Annotated in this window: 18 protein-coding genes and 1 pseudogene; 13 read left to right on the forward strand and 6 right to left on the reverse strand. The window is 68.4% G+C overall.

Annotated elements, in window-relative coordinates:
- Positions 1-60: 60 nt before the first annotated feature.
- Entirely contained in the window at positions 61-243 is a 183-nt protein-coding gene (locus ACFSVL_RS03285; protein WP_378300267.1) for a hypothetical protein, read from the reverse strand.
- Between the two features lie 204 nt (positions 244-447).
- Positions 448-852 carry a tetratricopeptide repeat protein gene (locus tag ACFSVL_RS03290; RefSeq protein WP_378300269.1) on the reverse strand — a complete coding sequence of 135 codons (405 nt, stop codon included), beginning with the start codon at positions 850-852 and terminating at the stop codon, positions 448-450.
- A 70-nt stretch (positions 853-922) separates the two neighbouring features.
- Between ACFSVL_RS03290 and ACFSVL_RS03295 the strand changes: the two genes are divergently transcribed.
- The 4 genes from ACFSVL_RS03295 (at position 923) to ACFSVL_RS03310 (ending at position 4,170) form a co-directional block, all read left to right on the forward strand.
- Complete coding sequence (locus tag ACFSVL_RS03295; RefSeq protein WP_378300271.1) at positions 923-1,414, forward strand: VOC family protein; 492 nt, start codon at positions 923-925, stop codon at positions 1,412-1,414.
- Positions 1,415-1,529: 115 nt separating this feature from the next.
- The gene (gene eno / locus ACFSVL_RS03300) at positions 1,530-2,816 is read left to right on the forward strand and encodes a phosphopyruvate hydratase (RefSeq protein ID WP_378300273.1); all 1,287 of its coding nucleotides are present in this window, start codon (positions 1,530-1,532) and stop codon (positions 2,814-2,816) included.
- A 193-nt stretch (positions 2,817-3,009) separates the two neighbouring features.
- The gene (locus ACFSVL_RS03305) at positions 3,010-3,375 is read left to right on the forward strand and encodes a septum formation initiator family protein (RefSeq protein WP_378300403.1); all 366 of its coding nucleotides are present in this window, start codon (positions 3,010-3,012) and stop codon (positions 3,373-3,375) included.
- A gap of 273 nt (positions 3,376-3,648) precedes the next feature.
- Positions 3,649-4,170 carry a DUF501 domain-containing protein gene (locus ACFSVL_RS03310; RefSeq protein ID WP_378300405.1) on the forward strand — a complete coding sequence of 174 codons (522 nt, stop codon included), beginning with the start codon at positions 3,649-3,651 and terminating at the stop codon, positions 4,168-4,170.
- A gap of 81 nt (positions 4,171-4,251) precedes the next feature.
- On the opposite strand, the gene ACFSVL_RS03315 is transcribed toward ACFSVL_RS03310, so the two are convergent.
- Positions 4,252-4,773 (reverse strand): hypothetical protein, encoded by a 522-nt coding sequence (locus ACFSVL_RS03315; protein WP_378300275.1) that lies wholly within the window; start codon positions 4,771-4,773, stop codon positions 4,252-4,254.
- A gap of 252 nt (positions 4,774-5,025) precedes the next feature.
- On the opposite strand from ACFSVL_RS03315, the pseudogene ACFSVL_RS03320 reads away from it, so the two are divergent.
- Positions 5,026-5,550, forward strand: a pseudogene (locus ACFSVL_RS03320) (lytic murein transglycosylase); the annotation flags it as partial.
- Between the two features lie 74 nt (positions 5,551-5,624).
- On the opposite strand, the gene ACFSVL_RS03325 reads toward ACFSVL_RS03320, so the two are convergent.
- On the reverse strand, positions 5,625-5,855 hold the full coding sequence (locus ACFSVL_RS03325) for a hypothetical protein (RefSeq protein WP_378300415.1): 231 nt from the start codon (positions 5,853-5,855) through the stop codon (positions 5,625-5,627).
- 197 nt (positions 5,856-6,052) lie between these two features.
- On the opposite strand from ACFSVL_RS03325, the gene ACFSVL_RS03330 reads away from it, so the two are divergent.
- Complete coding sequence (locus tag ACFSVL_RS03330; protein ID WP_378300276.1) at positions 6,053-6,940, forward strand: LysR family transcriptional regulator; 888 nt, start codon at positions 6,053-6,055, stop codon at positions 6,938-6,940.
- Positions 6,941-6,943: 3 nt separating this feature from the next.
- Here the strand turns inward: ACFSVL_RS03330 and ACFSVL_RS03335 are convergent, their stop codons facing one another.
- Complete coding sequence (locus ACFSVL_RS03335) at positions 6,944-7,678, reverse strand: SDR family oxidoreductase (protein ID WP_378300277.1); 735 nt, start codon at positions 7,676-7,678, stop codon at positions 6,944-6,946.
- Positions 7,675-8,418 carry an oxidoreductase gene (locus ACFSVL_RS03340; protein ID WP_378300279.1) on the reverse strand — a complete coding sequence of 248 codons (744 nt, stop codon included), beginning with the start codon at positions 8,416-8,418 and terminating at the stop codon, positions 7,675-7,677. Before ACFSVL_RS03340 ends, ACFSVL_RS03335 begins: the two co-directional genes overlap by 4 nt.
- A 179-nt stretch (positions 8,419-8,597) precedes the next feature.
- Here ACFSVL_RS03340 and ACFSVL_RS03345 point away from each other — a divergent pair, with 179 nt between their 5' ends.
- From ACFSVL_RS03345 to ACFSVL_RS03375, 7 genes are all read left to right on the forward strand, one after another.
- Positions 8,598-9,551, forward strand: a complete 954-nt coding sequence (locus ACFSVL_RS03345) for a Ppx/GppA phosphatase family protein (protein ID WP_378300281.1) — start codon at positions 8,598-8,600, stop codon at positions 9,549-9,551.
- Positions 9,552-9,756: 205 nt separating this feature from the next.
- The gene (locus ACFSVL_RS03350) at positions 9,757-11,385 is read left to right on the forward strand and encodes a peptide ABC transporter substrate-binding protein (RefSeq protein WP_378300283.1); all 1,629 of its coding nucleotides are present in this window, start codon (positions 9,757-9,759) and stop codon (positions 11,383-11,385) included.
- A gap of 103 nt (positions 11,386-11,488) precedes the next feature.
- Positions 11,489-12,415: an ABC transporter permease gene (locus ACFSVL_RS03355; protein ID WP_378300285.1), complete on the forward strand. Its 927-nt coding sequence runs from the start codon at positions 11,489-11,491 to the stop codon at positions 12,413-12,415.
- Positions 12,408-13,364 carry an ABC transporter permease gene (locus tag ACFSVL_RS03360; RefSeq protein WP_378300287.1) on the forward strand — a complete coding sequence of 319 codons (957 nt, stop codon included), beginning with the start codon at positions 12,408-12,410 and terminating at the stop codon, positions 13,362-13,364. Before ACFSVL_RS03355 ends, ACFSVL_RS03360 begins: the two co-directional genes overlap by 8 nt.
- A gap of 5 nt (positions 13,365-13,369) precedes the next feature.
- The gene (locus ACFSVL_RS03365) at positions 13,370-14,395 is read left to right on the forward strand and encodes an ABC transporter ATP-binding protein (protein WP_378300289.1); all 1,026 of its coding nucleotides are present in this window, start codon (positions 13,370-13,372) and stop codon (positions 14,393-14,395) included.
- Complete coding sequence (locus ACFSVL_RS03370) at positions 14,388-15,386, forward strand: ABC transporter ATP-binding protein (RefSeq protein WP_378300291.1); 999 nt, start codon at positions 14,388-14,390, stop codon at positions 15,384-15,386. Before ACFSVL_RS03365 ends, ACFSVL_RS03370 begins: the two co-directional genes overlap by 8 nt.
- An 83-nt stretch (positions 15,387-15,469) precedes the next feature.
- Positions 15,470-17,185, forward strand: a complete 1,716-nt coding sequence (locus ACFSVL_RS03375) for a S8 family serine peptidase (RefSeq protein WP_378300293.1) — start codon at positions 15,470-15,472, stop codon at positions 17,183-17,185.
- The last annotated feature ends 26 nt before the right edge of the window (positions 17,186-17,211 follow it).

Raw genomic sequence — 17,211 nt, forward strand, 5'->3', positions numbered from 1 at the left:
ATCAGGCTCGGGGAGCGGCCTAATCCGCGGCTCGCTCCGGCCAGATCAACGGTTCGGCAGTCAGTGGGTCGTCAGCGCGGCGCTCACCCGCACCGGCTTCGGCGGCAGGGCCTCGGCGCGCGCGGGCTGTTTGCGGGGCTGGACCGGGTGGCGTTCGTTCAGTTCCACGAGCGCCGGCGCCAGCGCCATCAGCACCAGCACGAGCAGCCCGGCGGTCGCTCCGATCACGGTCAGCGCGGTCATGTCGGCCTCCTCTAATCGCTCTCTGTGATGACACCAAGGATCGCGCTTCGGCCGGTCCGTCCGGATCGGCCGACTGGCCGAGCCGCGTCGCCGGATGGCTGGGCTTCCCCGTTGCCCTTTCACTTCAGAAGACGCGCTGAAGCCGGGCTGGATCCTTCGGTTGCACGTGTGTGCTTCCGCGGCTGCACGTTCGGGACGTGCGGCTCAGTGGTCGCTGAGCGTGATCCTCGCCCTGACCTCGCTGATCGCTTCGAGATACTCCGGCACCGGGTTCATCGCCGACGCCATCCGCAGTTGTGCGAGCGCCTCGGCCAAACGGCCGAGGCGCTGGAGGGTGCGGCCGAGCACGAACCGGGCGTAATGGTCGGTCGGGTCCAGCTCCAGCACGCGGGTGAAGGCGCGTTCGGCGCGGCGCAGCTGGGCGGAGTGGAAGTACGCGCGCCCGGCGAGCAGCTGGACGCTCGGCTTGTCCTGTTCGTCGTCGAGCAGGGGTTCCAGCTCTTTGAGCGCGTCGAGCGGGCGACGCCGCGCGACCAGGTGCTCGGCGTTGCGGAACCTGCGGAAGCGCGATTCGCCGTCGGGTTCGGGGGCTGCTGCGGCGTCCGTCATGGTCGCCTCACGATACCGGCGCGGAGGGCGTTGCACGACCGGCAGAGGAGTCGTGATGGACTGTTCCGCCATGAGCAGCGATCAGGAACCCGGCTACGTGGGACTGGCGCCGTACCTCTACTACAGCGACGCGACGGCCGCGCTCGCGTGGCTGACCAGGGTGTTCGGCTTCACCGAGGAAGTCCGCTTCGAGGACGGGGCAGGCGAGGTCTTCCAGGCGACGCTCCGCGCCGGTGACGCGCGTCTCCAGCTGGCCGGGGTCGGTCCCGAATACTGGGAGGCCAAAGGGGTCGAAGGGCCGGTCGGACAGCTGAACGTCGTGTACGTGACCGACGTCGACGCGCAGCACGAGCGCGTGTCCGCGGCGCTCGGGGAGGACGCCGCGCCGGAGCCGCCGCAGGACCAGCCTTACGGTGCGCGGATTTTCACCGTGGCCGATCCGGGCGGCAACAGCTGGACGTTCTGGCAGCAGGTGACCGACCAGGTCGAACTGCCGTCGGGGTGGCGCGAAGTACGGCCGGAGGACCCGCCCGCCGACGAGACCGGTGAAGTGCCCGACTGAGCTGGAGAACACGCAGCGGAACGGCTCGGCACCGGCCTGGCCTCCAACGGGTGAACACGCTGGGCAGTTACTCTGGGCGGCGTCACCGCAGGCACGACCCACCAAGGAGCAGAGCGTGGCTCTCATCGAGCAGGTAGGCGCGCGCGAGATTCTCGATTCGCGCGGGAACCCGACCGTCGAGGTGGAGGTGGCGCTCGACGACGGCACCCTGGCTCGGGCGGCGGTGCCGTCCGGGGCGTCGACCGGTGAACACGAAGCGGTCGAACTGCGCGACGGGGACACCGGCCGCTACAACGGCAAGGGCGTGGAGCGCGCGGTCGCCGCGGTGCTCGACGAGATCGGGCCGGACCTGGTCGGCGTCGACGCGGTCGACCAGCGGATCGTCGACCAGAAGCTGGTGGACCTCGACGCCACGCCGGCGAAGTCGCGGCTCGGCGCGAACGCCATCCTCGGCGTTTCGCTCGCCGTCGCGAAGGCCGCCGCGGAATCGGCCGAGCTGGAGCTGTTCCGGTACCTCGGCGGGCCGAACGCGCACGTGCTCCCGGTGCCGATGCTGAACATCCTCAACGGCGGCGCGCACGCCGACACCGACGTCGACATCCAGGAATTCATGATCGCGCCGATCGGCGCGGAGTCCTTCCGCGAGGCGCTGCGCTGGGGCACCGAGGTGTACCACGCGCTGAAGTCCGTGCTGAAGAGCCGCGGCCTGGCCACCGGACTCGGCGACGAGGGCGGCTTCGCGCCGAGCCTCGCCAACAACCGTGAAGCGCTCGACCTGATCCTCGCCGCGATCGAGAAGGCGGGCTACGTGCCGGGCCGCGACGTCGCGCTCGCGCTGGACGTCGCCGCGACCGAGTTCTACTCCGACGGCGCCTACACCTTCGAGGGCACGAAGCGCAGCGCGGAGCAGATGTCCGCCTACTACGGCGAACTGCTGCGCGACTACCCGCTGGTCTCCATCGAGGACCCGCTGAGCGAGGACGACTGGGACGGCTGGGTCCAGCTGACCTCCGAGATCGGCGACAAGGTCCAGCTCGTCGGCGACGACCTGTTCGTCACCAACCCGGACCGCCTCGAAGAAGGCATCACCCGCCGCGCGGCGAACGCGCTGCTGGTGAAGGTCAACCAGATCGGCACCCTCTCGGAGACGCTGGACGCGGTGTCGCTGGCCACCTCCTACGGCTACAAGTCGATGATGAGCCACCGGTCCGGCGAGACCGAGGACACCTTCATCGCCGACCTCGCGGTCGCCACCGGCGTCGGCCAGATCAAGACCGGGGCCCCGGCGCGCGGCGAGCGGATCGCGAAGTACAACCAGCTCCTGCGCATCGAGGAAACCCTCGCGGACGCCGCGCGCTATGCCGGCGACCTCGCCTTCCCGCGGTTCAGCGCGGAGGCCTGAGGGGCACATGGCCGACCGGGGGAGGGCGCGCAGCCGCCGCGGCGGCCGGGCTTCGGGAAGCGGGTCCACCAGGGCCCGCCGTCCCGCGTCGGCCCGGCGCCGCACCGGCGCGGACGCGACGGAGACGACCAGGGCCCGGCTTCGCCGCGGCCTGGCGGCGAAACGCGCCTCCGGTGCGGCCAAGGTGCTCGGCATGTCGACCACCCGGCGCGCCGCCGTGGTGGCGATCGTGGTGTGCGCGCTGGCGTTCACCGTCGCGGTCCCGTTGCGCACCTACCTTTCCCAGCGCTCCGAGGTCCGGGACCAGGAAGCGCAGCTCGCCCAGCTCCAGCACGAGGTCGCCCAGTTGCGCGACCGCAAAGCCCAGCTGAGCGACCCGGCCCAGATCGAGGCGGAAGCCCGCCGCCGGCTCCGGTACGTGAAGCCCGGCGAGACCCCGTGGATGGTCCAGCTGCCCGAGGACCAGCCCGGTTCGCCGACGGCCGCGCAGCCTGGGCAGTCGCCCGCCCCGCAGGCGCCTTGGTACGAGAACCTGTGGGCGCAGGTGGCCGGCGGCTGAGGTGTCCGGCTGGCTTTTCGCCGGTTGGTTTTCGGTTCGTTAGGCGCGCTCCTTACCTGGCGTGGGTGCTGGTCGTTTTCTCGCGGCGGGGTTTTGCTGGCGTAGGCTGACTTCTCTTGATTTCGTGGCGAAGCTTCGACTGCCTTCCACGTTAACCACACCGGAAGAGCCGCGGAGCCGGATGCGGCGAGTTGTCCACACGGTGTGCGGGTTGTGGACAACTCGGCCGTTTCGGCGGAGGTCGAGAGGGGCCGGGCGGATGGCGGCATTAGCCTGGAGAGCGTGAACAGCAGCACGGAGACACCCCGATTCGAGCCCGTCACCGATGCCGACCGGGAGGTCATCGCGCAGCAGCTCGGACGGCCGCCGCGGGCCTTGCGGGCGGTGGCCGCGCGGTGTCCGAGCGGGCATCCCTCGGTGGTCCAGACCAGTCCGCGACTGGAGAACGGGACGCCGTTCCCGACGTTGTATTACCTGACCTGCCCGCGGTTGTCGTCGATGGTGGGCACGCTGGAGGCGTCCGGCGTGATGAAGGAGATGACCGAACGGCTCACCACGGATCCCGAACTCGCGGCGGCGTACCAGCGCACGCACGAGACGTACCTGGCTGAGCGGGACGCCATCGAGTCGCTCGGCACGCAGGTCACCGCGGGCGGAATGCCCGGGCGGGTGAAATGCCTGCACGTCCACCTCGCGCACACGCTCGCGGCAGGCCCGGGGGTGAACCCGTTCGGCGACGAGACCCTCGCCTGGGTCCGCGAGCAGGGCTGGCCGGCGGGCGACTGCGCCGGGTAACGCTCCGGTCTCGGGCACGGATAGGCACAGCAGAGGCGGTGCCTGCCTGGGTGGGAATGCTTCGTGGCGAGCACCGGAGCTTCACACCGAGCAGGCGAGCCTGGGTGCACCGCCGGGCGCGCCGGGGAGGGGCGGACAGTGCGGGTGCCACGCGGATTCCGGCGTTCGGTGCGGACTTCCGGCGCGGAGGGGCGGGCTGAGTCGGCGGCGGGTGGTGCGGTTGCCGGGGCTGCCGACGGTGCTGCTGGTGGTGCGGGGAGCGCTGGCGGCGGAGGTGACTCGGTTGGCGGCGGGGCCATTGGCGAGGCTGGTGCTGACGATGGGGTTGCCGAAGCGATCGGTGGAGCGGGTGACGGGGCTGGTGGCGAGGAAGTCGGTGAACGTGGAGTTGCCGAGGTAGCCGCTGGCGGGGCGGCTGAAGGGGCTGCGGCTGGCGGCGAGGAGAGCGGTGGCGGTGGCTTCGAAAGCGAAACCGCCACTGGAGCGACAGCCGACGGGGACCGCGCCAACGATGAGGCGGCGGATACCGAAGCGACTGGCGGTCGAGCCAACCGCAGGGAGTCGGACGCGGCAAGCGCCGAAGACGACGCCGCTGGTGCTCAAGTAGCGGGCGAGGAAACCACCTCCGGTTCCGCGGATACCAGCTCAGCAAGAACCAAGAAGCGCGCGCTAATCGCCCCACCACCGGAAAAGCCGAGATGGATCGGCCGCGCGAGGGTTCGGGCGCGGCGGGGGCGTTATCGGGCCCGGAGTGTGGTCTCTCGGCATCGGACGGTCGTCGCGCTGCTCGCGGGGGTGCTGGGAGTGCTTCCGGCGTCCCTTGGGGCGGGATTGATCGTCGGGTGGGCGGGGCGGATGCCGGTGGTGCATACCGCGGACGTGCTGCCTGATCAGGGGTATGACCCGGGCATTCGCGGCGTCGCGGTCGACGGGCGGTTGCCTAATGCGCCGGCGCTGGTTCCCCTGCCTGCGGATGACCTTCCGGACGGGCCGCTCGGGATTCCGGCTACCGCGCTCGTCGCGTATCGGCATGCGGCTGATGTGCTGGGGAAAGAGCAGCCGGGCTGTCATATCGACTGGGCGCTTATAGCGAGCATCGGGCGGATCGAGTCGGATCACGCGCGGGGCGGGTATGTCGACGCGGCTGGGACGACGCTTCAGCCGATCCTCGGGCCTCAGCTCAACGGGACGGGCCAGTACGCGGCGATTCCGGACACTGACCACGGGGTGCTTGATCAGGATCCGGTCTGGGATCGTGCGGTCGGGCCGTTCCAGTTCATCCCTGCGACCTGGCGGAGTTACGCGGCGGACGGCAACGGTGACGGCAAGGCTGACCCCGGCAATCTGTTCGACTCCTCGCTCGCGGCGGCGCGTTATCTGTGCTCCGGTGGGCTCGATCTGGCTAATCCGGATCAGTTGCGGACGGCCATTTACCGCTACAACAACTCCGACGCTTACGTCACCACGGTCATCCTCTGGGCTGAGGCGTACCGCAAGGGCTTCGTGCAGGTGCCGAACAGTTCGGTTCCCGCGCCGGCGACGTCCAGTGCGGTGCCCTCGGCTCGTCCGGGGAACAGGCCGCCGCCGGGGGTGTCGTTGCCGCCGGTTTCCAGTGGTGGGCCCTCGGTGACGCCTACTGGGATGCCGACGCCGACGTCCGGCGGGCCGACAAGCTTGCCGACCACCGGGTCGAGTGTTCCGACGTGTGGTTCCAGCAGTTCGGCGACGTCGACCTCGGCATCGACGACGCCGACAACGTCGACCTGCGTTTCGTCGAGCAGTGCTGGGCCGAGTAGCAGTGGGGCGGCTGACGGCTGAGACGGGTTCGATCCGGGTAGCCTCGCTTACATCATTACTACCGTCGCGACCTGCAGGAGAACCGATGAGCCTTCGTCAGTTCGAGTACGCCTTGGCGGTCGCGGAGGCGGGCTCGGTGACCGCGGCGGCCGAGTTGCTGCACGTTGCCCAGCCGTCGGTTTCGCAGCAGATTCGGGGGCTTGAGCGGGAACTCGGCGTGCAGCTGTTTTCCCGGACGCCGACCGGGTTGGTGCCGACGGTGGTCGGGCGGGCGTTTCTCCAGGACGCCGAGGTCGCGGTCCGGGCGGCGCGGCGGGCGCGGGCTACGGCTCGGGCGGGGGCGGACGAGCTGGTCGGCGAGTTGCGGGTCGCGGCGCAGATGGGGCTGGGGACGCGGCAGCTGCCGGGCGCGCTGGCGGCGTTGCGGGAGCGGTTTCCCCGGCTGGCGGTGACGGTTTTCGAGGAGCCGAATCCGGCGGAGCTGGAGCAGCTCGCCCGGCATGGGGTGCTGGACTTCGCGCTGCTGGGATCGGCGTGTGACGAGGGGCTGTACGAGGGGCATCACCTCGGGGACGAGGAGTTCGTGGTCGTCCTCGGCGCGGGGCACCGGTTGCTCAAGAAGGACCGGATCGAGTTGCGGGAGCTGGAACAAGAACACTGGATCAGGTTCGATCAGGACAGCGCGCTCGACGGGTTCCTCACCGAAGTGTTGCGCGACAACGGGTTGACGCCCACCGCGGTCGCGCGGGTGTCGCAGACCTCGACGGCGGTGCGGTGGGCCGCGCACGGGCTGGGAGTGACGCTCGTTCCGGCGTCGGCGGTGCCGGAGGGGCACGAGCAGCTTGTCCGGCCGGTGTTTCCGGTCGTGTCCCAGCCCGTCGTCGCGGCAGTTCGGCCTGGTGCGGGGCCCGCGGAGATGGCGTTGCTGGAGTTTCTGCGGCACGAGAGCTGGTACCAGCCGGCGGCCGCCTAACCGTCAGAGTTGCGTGTCGCCGCCGTCCACGACCAGTTCGATGCCGGTGGTGAAGGTGGCGTCGAAGGCAAGGAAGGCGACGGCGCGGGCGATCTCTTCGGGGGTGCCCAGCCGCTTCATCGGGTTGGCGGCGGCTCGTTCCGCCTTGAACTGCGCGGCTTCCTCGTCGGTCATCCCGGCTTCGAGGATCTCGGTGTCGATCGGGCCGGGGCTGATCGCGTTGACCCGGACGCCGCGCGGGAGCAGTTCGGCGGCGAGGGTGCGGGCCATCGATCGCAGTGCGGCCTTGCCCGCCGAGTAGACGCTGCTGGTCGGCATGCCCATGACGTTCGCGGTCGAGGTGGTGAGCACGACGCCTGCCCCGGAGCGCAGCTTCGGTGCGAGCTTCTGCACGGTGAAGTACGCGCCCTTGACGTTGATCGCGAACTGCTCGTCGTACTGCTGCTCGGTGACCGACTCGAACGGTTCGGTCCGGGCGATCCCGGCGTTGACGAACAGGGCGTCGATCGGGCCGGGCGCCTGGCCGGCCAGCGTGTCCAGGTCGGAGAGCGACGCCACATCGCCGCGGATAGCCGTCGCCTGCGGGCCGAGTTGGGCCAGGGCCGTGTCCAGGCGAGATTGAGAACGGCCGGTGATGATTACCTTGGCACCGCCGTCGGCGAACAATTTCGCGGTGGCGAAACCCATTCCGGTGCTGCCGCCGGTAATTACGGCGGTCTTGCCCTGATAAGCGTTCATCGCGGGAATTCGCCTCCGTCGACGGACAGCCCGCTTCCGGTCAGCCAGCTCGCTTGGTCGGACAGCAGGAACAGCACCGCGTTGGCGATGTCGTCGGGTTCGCCGTCGCGGCCGAGCGGGACCTCCGGGAGAGCGAAGCCGGGCGACTGGCTCGCCCATTGTTCCCGCGTCGCCACGCCGCCGGGGGTGGCGGTTCGGCCGGGTGACACGGCGTTGACGCGGACTCCGGCCGGGGCCAGTTCGGCGGCCAGGCCCTGGCTGTACGCCTCCAGCGCCGTTTTCGCCGTCACGTAGTGCAGGAACGGCGGGAACGGCGGACGGGTCGCGGCCGTGGAGATGTGCACGATCGCGCCCGATCGGCGGTCCCGCATGCCCGGCGCCAGCAGCGCGTCCAGGCGGACCGCGGCCAGGAAGTTCACCGCCAGCGCGTCCTGCCATTCGTCGTCCGGAATGGCCAGCGCGCCGGGGTGCGGGCGCGCGCCGCCCGCGTTGTGGACCAGCAGGTCGACGCCGCCGAGGACCTCCTGCGCGGCGGAGGCGATCGTCTGGGCCCCGTCCTGCGTGCGGACGTCGGCCTCGACGAACGACGCCCCCTCCGGCACCGGGCCGGCCGATCGGGCGGTGGTGAGCACCGACGCGCCCGCGGCCAGCAACTGGCGCACGATTGCCGCGCCGATTCCGCGGGAACCGCCGGTGACGACCGCTCGTTTTCCGGCTATTCCGTATTCGATCGTGGGCATGCCACTGAAACCTCTCGATAAAGGGAGAAAGAACCGCCGCGAGAAGAAACGCGGCGAACACGGAAACCGTACGTCGGGAAAAGATCGGAAAGCAAAGACCAAATGTCGGCGAAGGGGCATAGGGCCTGCCTATGCCCGCCTGCCCCGCGAACCGCCCGCGACCAAGTAAAGTCGGAGCCATGCCTCGGGTAGCTGCGATCGACTGTGGGACCAACTCCATCCGTCTGCTCGTCGCCGAGTTGACGCCGCGCCACGACGGCACGGTCGACCTGCGCGACCTGCACCGTGAGATGCGCATCGTGCGGCTCGGCCAGGGTGTCGACGCCACCGGCAGGCTCGCGCCGGAAGCGCTCGAGCGCACCCGCGCCGCGCTCGCCGACTACACCGTCGCCGCGCGGCGCAAGGGCGTCGAGAAGGTGCGCATGGTCGCCACCTCGGCGACCCGCGACGCGAGCAACCGCGACGAGTTCTTCGCGATGACCCGCGAAACGCTCGGCGTCGAAGCCGAGGTGATCAGCGGCGACGAGGAGGCCCGGCTCTCCTTCACCGGCGCGGTCGGCGAGCAGGACCCGGACGACGGGCCGTTCGTGGTCGTCGACGTCGGCGGCGGCTCCACCGAACTCGTCCTCGGCACCTGGAACGGCCGCGAGGCCGAGGTGCTCGCCGCGAAGTCCGTCGACATCGGCTGCGTCCGGATCACCGAGCGCGCGCTGAAGGGCGACCCGCCGACCGCCGACGAGATCGCCGCGGCTCGCGAACTGGCCCGCGGCATCCTCACCGAGGCGTTCGACGTCGTGGACGTCGCGAAGGCCCGCACCTGGATCGGCGTCGCCGGCACGGTGACCACGTTGTCGGCGGTTTCGCTGGAGCTGCCCGAGTACGACTCGGAACGCGTCCACCTGTCGAAGCTGAGCCACGGCGAGATCGACCGGCTCGCCGGGCACCTCCTTGCGGCCGACCGCGCGACCCGCGCCGGGAACCCGGTGATCCACCCCGGCCGGGTCGACGTGATCGGCGGCGGCGCGGTCGTCGTCCAGGTGCTCGCGGAGGAACTCGCCGCGCGCGGTGGTCCGGACCAGTTGGTCGTCAGCGAGCACGACATCCTGGACGGCATCGCTTTGTCGCTCGCCTGAACGCTCCGCAGCCCCGCGGTGACCGGGCGCGCACCCCGGGTCCGGACCCGTACCAAAATGACCGAAAGTCATCAACCGCAGTTCGTCGTGAGCTGTCCGGGTGACGGTCGGCGTCGTTATTCATGTGCAACCCGGTGATCCGGTTACGAAGGGCCGATCACGCTAGCCTCCATGTCGCTATTCGGACGCTAGAAACGGAGGGGACATGCGGGGTTCATCCAGGCTCTGGAGCGCGGCCGCTGTCGTGACAACCTTGTCACTGCTCCTGACTGCCTGTGGGGGCGGCGGATCCGGCAGTGGGTCGTCAGGCGAGGCAGACCCGAACGGGACTTTCACCGTCTACGGCACGGAACCGCAGAACACGCTGGTCCCCACGAACACCAACGAGCTGGGCGGCTCCAAGGCCGTCGACCCGATGTTCGCCGGGCTCGTCGCGTACAAGGGCGAGAACGGCGAGCCGTACAACGAGATGGCGGAGTCGATCAACACGACCGATTCCAAGGTCTTCGACATCAAGATCAAGCACGGCTGGAAGTTCCACGACGGCACCGAGGTCAAGGCGAAGAACTTCGTCGACGCCTGGAACTACGGGGCCAACTCGGCGAACGGCCAGATCAACAGCACGTTCTTCGAGAACATCCAGGGCTACTCCGACGTCCACCCGGCCGACAAGAACGCGAAGCCGGCCAAGGACAAGATGTCCGGGCTGGTCGTGAAGGGCGACTACGAATTCCAGGTCACGCTGGACGCGCCGTTCTCCGTGTTCACCACCAAGATCGGCTACACCGCGTTCTCGCCGCTGCCGGACTCCTTCTTCAAGGACCCCGCGGCCTTCGCGAAGCATCCGATCGGCAACGGCCCGATGAAGTTCGTCAGCCGCACGCCGAACGTCGAGATCAAGCTGACCCGGTTCGACGACTACCAGGGGCAGGACAAGGTCAAGTTCAAGGACCTCGACGTCAAGATCTACGCCAGCCAGGAAACCGCGTACCAGGACCTGCTGAGCAACAAGCTCGACTTCATCGAGACGCTGCCGCCGTCCGCGCTCACCGCGGAGAAGTACAAGACCGACCTCAAGGACAACCTGGTCACCGGGCACCTGCTCGGCATCAGCACGATCGCGGTGCCGTACTACGTTCCCGGCTACAACAACCTCGACCTGCGCCGGGCGATCTCGATGGCGATCGACCGCCCGCAGATCACCAAGACGGTCATGCACGACACCTACGTCCCGGCCGACGGCTATATCTCGCAGGGCATTCCGGGCTACCGGCCGGGCGTGTGCGGCGAGTACTGCAAGTACAACCCGGCGAAGGCGAAGGAACTCTTCGCGAAGTCCGGGTTCAAGGGCAAGCTCACCATCGCCTCGAACGCCGACGGCGGACGCAAGGAACCGCTCGTGGCCGCGTGCAACAGCATCAAGAACACGCTCGGCGTCGAATGCGATTTCGTTCCGGCGACCGACTTCGGCCAGTGGCGCAGCATCGTGACCGGGCACAAGCTGACCGGCATGGGCCGCTCCGACTGGTCGGCGGACTATCCGTCCATTGAGGACTTCCTCAACCCGCTTTACCGGACCGGGGCGTCGTCGAACGATTCGACGTACTCCAACCCGCAGGTCGACGCTCTGCTGAAGCAGGCCGACTCGACCGCGGACAAGGACGCCGCGCTGAAGCTGTACCAGCAGGCCGAGGACCTGATCGCGAAGGACCTGCCCTCGATCCCGGTGTGGGACGAGAAGGGCGTCGCGGCCAAGTCGAAGCACACCAAGACCGTGGTCCTCGACTTCCGCCGCCGCGCGGACTACTCGTCGGTCGAGGTCCTCAAGAAGTGACGCGCTGACTCGTCCGTTCCCACCACGCGGCTCGTGAGTGTTCATTCCGGTTAGAACCGGCGTGAACACTCACGAGCCCGGCGCGCACTCTTAGGAACCACGCATGATTCGTTACGTCCTGCGTCGCCTGCTCCAGCTGATCCCGGTGTTCTTCGGCACCACCTTCCTGATCTACGCACTGGTGTGGGCCGTACCCGGGGATCCGTTCTCCGGCAAATGCGGTCAGCAGGCCTGTCCACAGGCCTACATCGACCTGATGACCGAGAAGTTCCACCTCAACGACAATCTGTTCGTCCAGTACTTCAAATACCTCGGAAGCCTGTTCAGCGGCGACTGGGGCGAGACTTTCAACGGCTCCGCGGTCGGCGAGCTGATCTCCACCTCCTACCCGATCACGCTGCGCCTCGCGCTCGTCGCGGTGCTCATCGAAGCGGTCATCGGCCTCAGCGCCGGCGTGCTGACCGGCTTGCGCGGCAAGGGTTTCCTCGACAACCTGGTACTGGTCTCGACCACGTTCCTGATCTCGCTTCCGGTGTTCGTCACCGCGATCGTGCTGCAGATCGTGCTCGGCGTGAACCTGGGCATCATCGACGCGAGCGTCTCGGACGACCCGAGTTTCGGCGAATTGATCGTGCCGGGGATCGCGCTGGGCAGCCTTTCGATGGCTTACGTCGCGCGGTTGACGAGAACGTCGATCGCGGAGAACCGGCACGCCGACTACATCCGCACCGCCATCGCCAAGGGACAGCCCAACAGCCGGGTCATCGGCATTCACTTGCTGCGCAATTCGGTGATCCCGGTGCTGACCTTCCTCGGCACCGACCTCGGCGCGCTCATGGGCGGGGCGATCGTGACCGAGGGCGTGTTCAACATCAACGGTCTCGGCGGGCTGATCTTCCGCGGCCTCCAGAACCGGGAAAGCGCGACCGTCGTCGGCGTCGTCGTGCTGCTGGTGCTGGTGTATCTGCTGATGAGCCTGATCGTCGACCTGCTCTACGCCGTTCTCGACCCGAGGATCCGTTATGACTGACCCGAATCTCGTCGGCGGCGGGGGACTCGACGCGGCACAGCTGTCGCATGTGGACAGCTCGGCCGACGCCGGTCCGAAGAAACCGCGCAGCCTGTGGGGCGACGCGTGGCGGCAGCTGCGCCGCAAGCCGACCTTCGTGATTTCCGCGCTGATCATCCTGCTGGTCGTGCTGATCGCGATCGCGCCGGGGCTGTTCTCGCACCGCGACGCCGGCTACAGCGATTTGACCCACGCCAACGAAGGACCGTCCGGGGACGCGTGGTTCGGCTACGACAACCAGGGCTACGACGTGTACGCGCGCACCATTTACGGTGCCAGGGCATCCTTGCTGGTCGGGGTTTTCGCGACGCTGCTCACTGTCCTTTTCGGATCGCTGATCGGCATCGTCTCGGGGTACTACGGCCGGATCATCGACAGCCTGCTGTCCCGGCTCGGCGACATCTTCGCCGGCCTTCCGTTCGTGCTCGGCGCGATCGTCATCCTCACCACGTTCAACGCGCCGGGAACGAACCCCGGGCAGTTCACCATCATCGTGCAGGTGGTGTGCTCGATCGCGGTGCTGACCTGGCCGGTGGCGATGCGCATCATGCGGTCCGCGACGCTGGTGGCCAAGCAGCTGGACTACGTGAAAGCGGCCCGCGCGCTCGGCGCGAGCACGCCGCGGATCGTGTTCCGGCACCTGTTGCCGAACACGCTCGCGCCGGTCCTCGTGTACGCCACGATCGCGCTCGGCGCGGCGATCGGGGCCGAGGCGACGCTGGCGTATCTCGGCATCGGAGTGCGGCCGCCGGTGGTGTCGTGGGGCGTCATGATCAGCGACGCGCGCGACTATTTCCGCGCGGTGCCGCACATGCTCCTGTTCCCTGGTGCGTTCGTCACCGTCACCGTGCTCGCGTTCGTGATGCTCGGTGACGGTATCCGCGACGCGCTCGACCCGAAGTCGAGGTAGCCGCGATGTCCACAGTGTCCACTGAATCCGGTCCGACTGCCGAGGGCGAGCTGCTGCTCGAAGTCGAAGACCTGCGGGTGGAGTTTCGTACTTCCGACGGCGTGGCCAACGTGCTCAACGGCGTCGGCTATTCGGTGCATGCCGGGGAAACCCTTGCCGTGCTTGGCGAATCGGGCTCCGGCAAGAGTGTCACCGCGCAGACCATCATGGGAATTCTCGACACGCCGCCGGGCGTGATCACCGGCGGGTCGATCCGCTATCGCGGCGAGGACCTGCTGACCGCGTCGGCGGACCGGCGGCGGCAGATCCGCGGCGCGGAGATCGCGATGATCTTCCAGGACGCGCTTTCGGCGCTGAACCCGGTGTTCACCATTGGGTTCCAGATCGAAGAGCAGCTGCGGGTCCGGCTTGGCATGTCTAAAAAGGACGCGCGCAAGCGGGCGATCGAACTGCTCGACCTGGTGCGCATCCCGGCGGCGCAGCGGCGAGTGAAGGACTATCCGCACCAGTTCTCCGGCGGGATGCGGCAGCGCGCGATGATCGCGATGTCCCTTGCCCTCGACCCGGATCTGCTCATCGCGGACGAGCCAACGACCGCGCTGGACGTGACTGTGCAGGCGCAGATCATGGACCTGCTCGCGGACATCCAGCGGGAGCGGCGGATGGGGCTCGTGCTGATCACGCACGACCTCGGCGTGGTGGCGGAGGTCGCGGACCGGATCGCGGTGATGTATGCCGGGCGGATCGTGGAGCAGGCCGACGTGCGGGAATTGTTCAGTTCGCCAGGGCATCCGTATACCGCAGCGCTGATGGATTCGCTGCCGCGGCTGGACCTCAAAGGACAGACCCTGGAGACGATCAAGGGCCTGCCGCCGAGCCTGCTCGACATTCCGTCCGGATGCCCGTTCCACCCGCGCTGCAAGCGGGCCGAGCAGCGGTGCCGCGACGAGCGGCCGTCCTCGCACGCGCTCGGGTTCGGCCGGGTCAGTGCGTGTCACTTCGCCGAGGAGGTGGTGGAAAGCCATGGGTGAGCCGATTCTCAGCGTGCGCGACCTGGTCAAGCACTTCCCGGTGCGCGACGGCGTGCTGTTCAAGCGGACCATCGCGCAGGTCAAGGCCGTCGACGGCGTGTCTTTTGACCTGCAGCCGGGCGAAACCCTCGGCGTGGTCGGCGAATCCGGCTGCGGCAAGTCGACGCTCGCCCAGGTGCTGATGCGCCTGGAGGAGCCGACCAGCGGCAGCGCGACGTTCGAGGGCCGCGATCTGTTCAAGCTGCGCGGCGCGGAACTGCGGCGGATGCGGCGGGAGATCCAAATTGTGCTGCAGGACCCGTATACGTCGCTGAATCCGCGGATGACCGTCGGCGATATCGTCGGCGAGCCGTTCGAGATCCACACCGACGTCGCGCCGAAGGGTTCGCGGGCGAAGAAGGTGCAGGAATTGCTGGAGGTGGTCGGGCTCAATCCCGAGCACGTGAACCGGTATCCGCACCAGTTCTCCGGCGGGCAGCGGCAGCGCATCGGGATCGCGCGGGCGCTGGCGTTGCGGCCCAAGGTGATCATCTGCGACGAGCCGGTGTCCGCTTTGGACGTCTCGATCCAGGCGCAGGTGATGAACCTGCTCGGCGAACTGCAGGGCGAGTTCGGACTGTCCTATGTGTTCATCGCGCACGACCTGTCGGTGGTGCGGCATCTGTCCACCCGGGTCGCGGTGATGTATCTCGGGAAGATCGTCGAAATCGGGACTGAGGACGAGATTTACGAGCGACCGTCCCATCCGTACACGCAGGCGCTGCTGTCCGCGGTGCCGGTCGCGGACCCGGCGGTGCGCGGGCAGCGGCAGGTGATCCGGCTGGAGGGCGACGTGCCGAGCCCGATCGACCCGCCGTCGGGATGCCGTTTTCGCACGCGGTGCTGGAAAGCCTCGGACATTTGCGCATCGGAGGTGCCGAAGCTGGAACCGCGGACGAACGGGCATCTGTCGGCTTGTCACTTCGCGGAGGTACAGTCGGTGGTTCCGTAACGAGGCAATTCCTCCGGTTCGCCGATTGCCGCACGCAGTGTCCGCTATGTACGTTGCATTGTCGGTTTTCGTGAGGAGGACTCGTGAAAAGACCAAGACTGCTCGCTGTGGCACTCGCGGTGCCACTGTTCGGCGCGGTGTCCGGCGTCGCCCTTCCGGCGGCGTCGGCCCAGCCGGCCGGGCCAGTAACGGAATTCAGCGTCCTGGCGCGGGATGGCCAGAGCGTCGCCGCCGCGCAGCAGGCGGTGCGCGCTGCCGGCGGCACGGTCGTCGCGACCAACGCTGCGGTTGGGCTCATCACCGCCACCGCGCCCGCTGTGGGCTTCACTGAGCGGGTTTCGGCCAACCGTGCGGTATTCGGCGCGGCCAAGGCGAAAGCGATCGGCAGCGCGCCCAAGGCCGGCAAGAAGGAGAAGCCGGACGCGGTCGAGAAGGAAGGCCGCGGCAGTGTGTCGCGCAAGGCCGCGGCGAACAAGGCGGTCGGCACCGACCCGCTGGACGACCAGCTCTGGGGCCTCAAGTCGACCCGCTCCGACCTCGCGCGCACCAAGCAGGCGGGCGACAAGCGGGTGAAGGTCGGCATCATCGACACCGGGGTGGACGGCAGTCACCCGGACATCGCGCCGAACTTCGACAAGGCCGATTCGCGCAACTTCACCAAGGACATTGTCGCGGACGTCAACGGCACCGTGGTCGACGGGCCGTGCGAATATCGCGGCTGCGTCGACCCGGTCGACCACGACGACAACGGCCACGGCACACACGTCGCCGGCACGATCGCCGCCGCGGCCGACGGATTCGGGGTGTCCGGGGTCGCGCCGAACGTGACGCTGGTGAACATCCGCGCCGGACAGGACGCCGGGTTCTTCTTCCTGCAGCCGACCGTCGACGCGCTGACGTATTCCGGCGACGCGGGGATCGACGTCGTCAACATGAGCTTCTACGTGGACCCGTGGCTGTACAACTGCCGTTCGAACCCGGCGGATTCCGCCGCGGAACAGGCCGAACAGCGCACGATCATCGAGGCGACCACGCGGGCGTTGAATTACGCGCACCGCAAGGGCGTGACGATGGTGGTCGCGCTCGGCAACCAGCACGACGAACTGGCCGCGCCGCACGACGACGTCACGAGCCCGGACTACCCGGCCAACGGACCGCACCCGCGCAAGATCGACAACACTTCGTGCTTCTCGCTGCCGATCGAAGGACCGCACACCATCGGTGTTGGTTCGTTCGGTCCGACGCAGGCGAAAGCGGACTACTCCAACTACGGAACCGAGCAGATTTCCGTTTCCGCGCCGGGTGGGTTCTTCCGTGACGGCTACGGCACGCCGTGGTACCGGACGGTCGAGAACGAGATCTTGTCCTCGTACCCGCGCAATGTCGGGGTGGTGGCCGGAAACATCGACGCCGCAGGCAATCTGACGCCTGCTGGGGTCGCGCTCGGGGTGCAAAAGGCGACCGCGAGCGACGGCCGGGTCGGTTATTACCAGTGGCTGCAAGGGACTTCGATGGCGGCTCCCCATGCGACTGGGGTCGCGGCGCTGATCGTTTCCCAGTACGGCAAGAAGACCGGCCATTCGGTGTCGATGGATCCGGACGCGGTGCAGCGGGTGCTGGAAGGCACGGCGGCGCCGATCGCGTGCCCGGTGCCGCGGACGGTCGATTACCTCAAGGAAGGCCGGGACGCTTCGTTTACCGCGACCTGCTTGGGTGACGCGTCGTTCAACGGGTTCTACGGGCATGGTTCGGTGGACGCTTATTCCGCGGTGACGCGGGGTTCGGCGTTCCTGCGCTGAGCCGATAGGCGGTGGGGCGGCATTCT

Origin of the sequence: Amycolatopsis silviterrae (assembly GCF_042684085.1) — a bacterium.
In the GTDB taxonomy this organism is placed as follows: Bacteria; Actinomycetota; Actinomycetes; order Mycobacteriales; family Pseudonocardiaceae; genus Amycolatopsis; species Amycolatopsis silviterrae.

Excerpts from the sequence above, each read along its gene's own strand:
- ACFSVL_RS03285 (WP_378300267.1), bottom strand. The coding sequence starts at position 243 with ATGACCGCGCTGACCGTGATCGGAGCGACCGCCGGGCTGCTCGTGCTG.
- ACFSVL_RS03290 (WP_378300269.1), bottom strand. The coding sequence starts at position 852 with ATGACGGACGCCGCAGCAGCCCCCGAACCCGACGGCGAATCGCGCTTC.
- ACFSVL_RS03295 (WP_378300271.1), top strand. The coding sequence starts at position 923 with ATGAGCAGCGATCAGGAACCCGGCTACGTGGGACTGGCGCCGTACCTC.
- ACFSVL_RS03305 (WP_378300403.1), top strand. The coding sequence starts at position 3,010 with ATGTCGACCACCCGGCGCGCCGCCGTGGTGGCGATCGTGGTGTGCGCG.
- ACFSVL_RS03330 (WP_378300276.1), top strand. The coding sequence starts at position 6,053 with ATGAGCCTTCGTCAGTTCGAGTACGCCTTGGCGGTCGCGGAGGCGGGC.
- ACFSVL_RS03335 (WP_378300277.1), bottom strand. The coding sequence starts at position 7,678 with ATGAACGCTTATCAGGGCAAGACCGCCGTAATTACCGGCGGCAGCACC.
- ACFSVL_RS03340 (WP_378300279.1), bottom strand. The coding sequence starts at position 8,418 with ATGCCCACGATCGAATACGGAATAGCCGGAAAACGAGCGGTCGTCACC.
- ACFSVL_RS03345 (WP_378300281.1), top strand. The coding sequence starts at position 8,598 with ATGCCTCGGGTAGCTGCGATCGACTGTGGGACCAACTCCATCCGTCTG.
- ACFSVL_RS03350 (WP_378300283.1), top strand. The coding sequence starts at position 9,757 with ATGCGGGGTTCATCCAGGCTCTGGAGCGCGGCCGCTGTCGTGACAACC.
- ACFSVL_RS03355 (WP_378300285.1), top strand. The coding sequence starts at position 11,489 with ATGATTCGTTACGTCCTGCGTCGCCTGCTCCAGCTGATCCCGGTGTTC.
- ACFSVL_RS03360 (WP_378300287.1), top strand. The coding sequence starts at position 12,408 with ATGACTGACCCGAATCTCGTCGGCGGCGGGGGACTCGACGCGGCACAG.
- ACFSVL_RS03365 (WP_378300289.1), top strand. The coding sequence starts at position 13,370 with ATGTCCACAGTGTCCACTGAATCCGGTCCGACTGCCGAGGGCGAGCTG.
- ACFSVL_RS03370 (WP_378300291.1), top strand. The coding sequence starts at position 14,388 with ATGGGTGAGCCGATTCTCAGCGTGCGCGACCTGGTCAAGCACTTCCCG.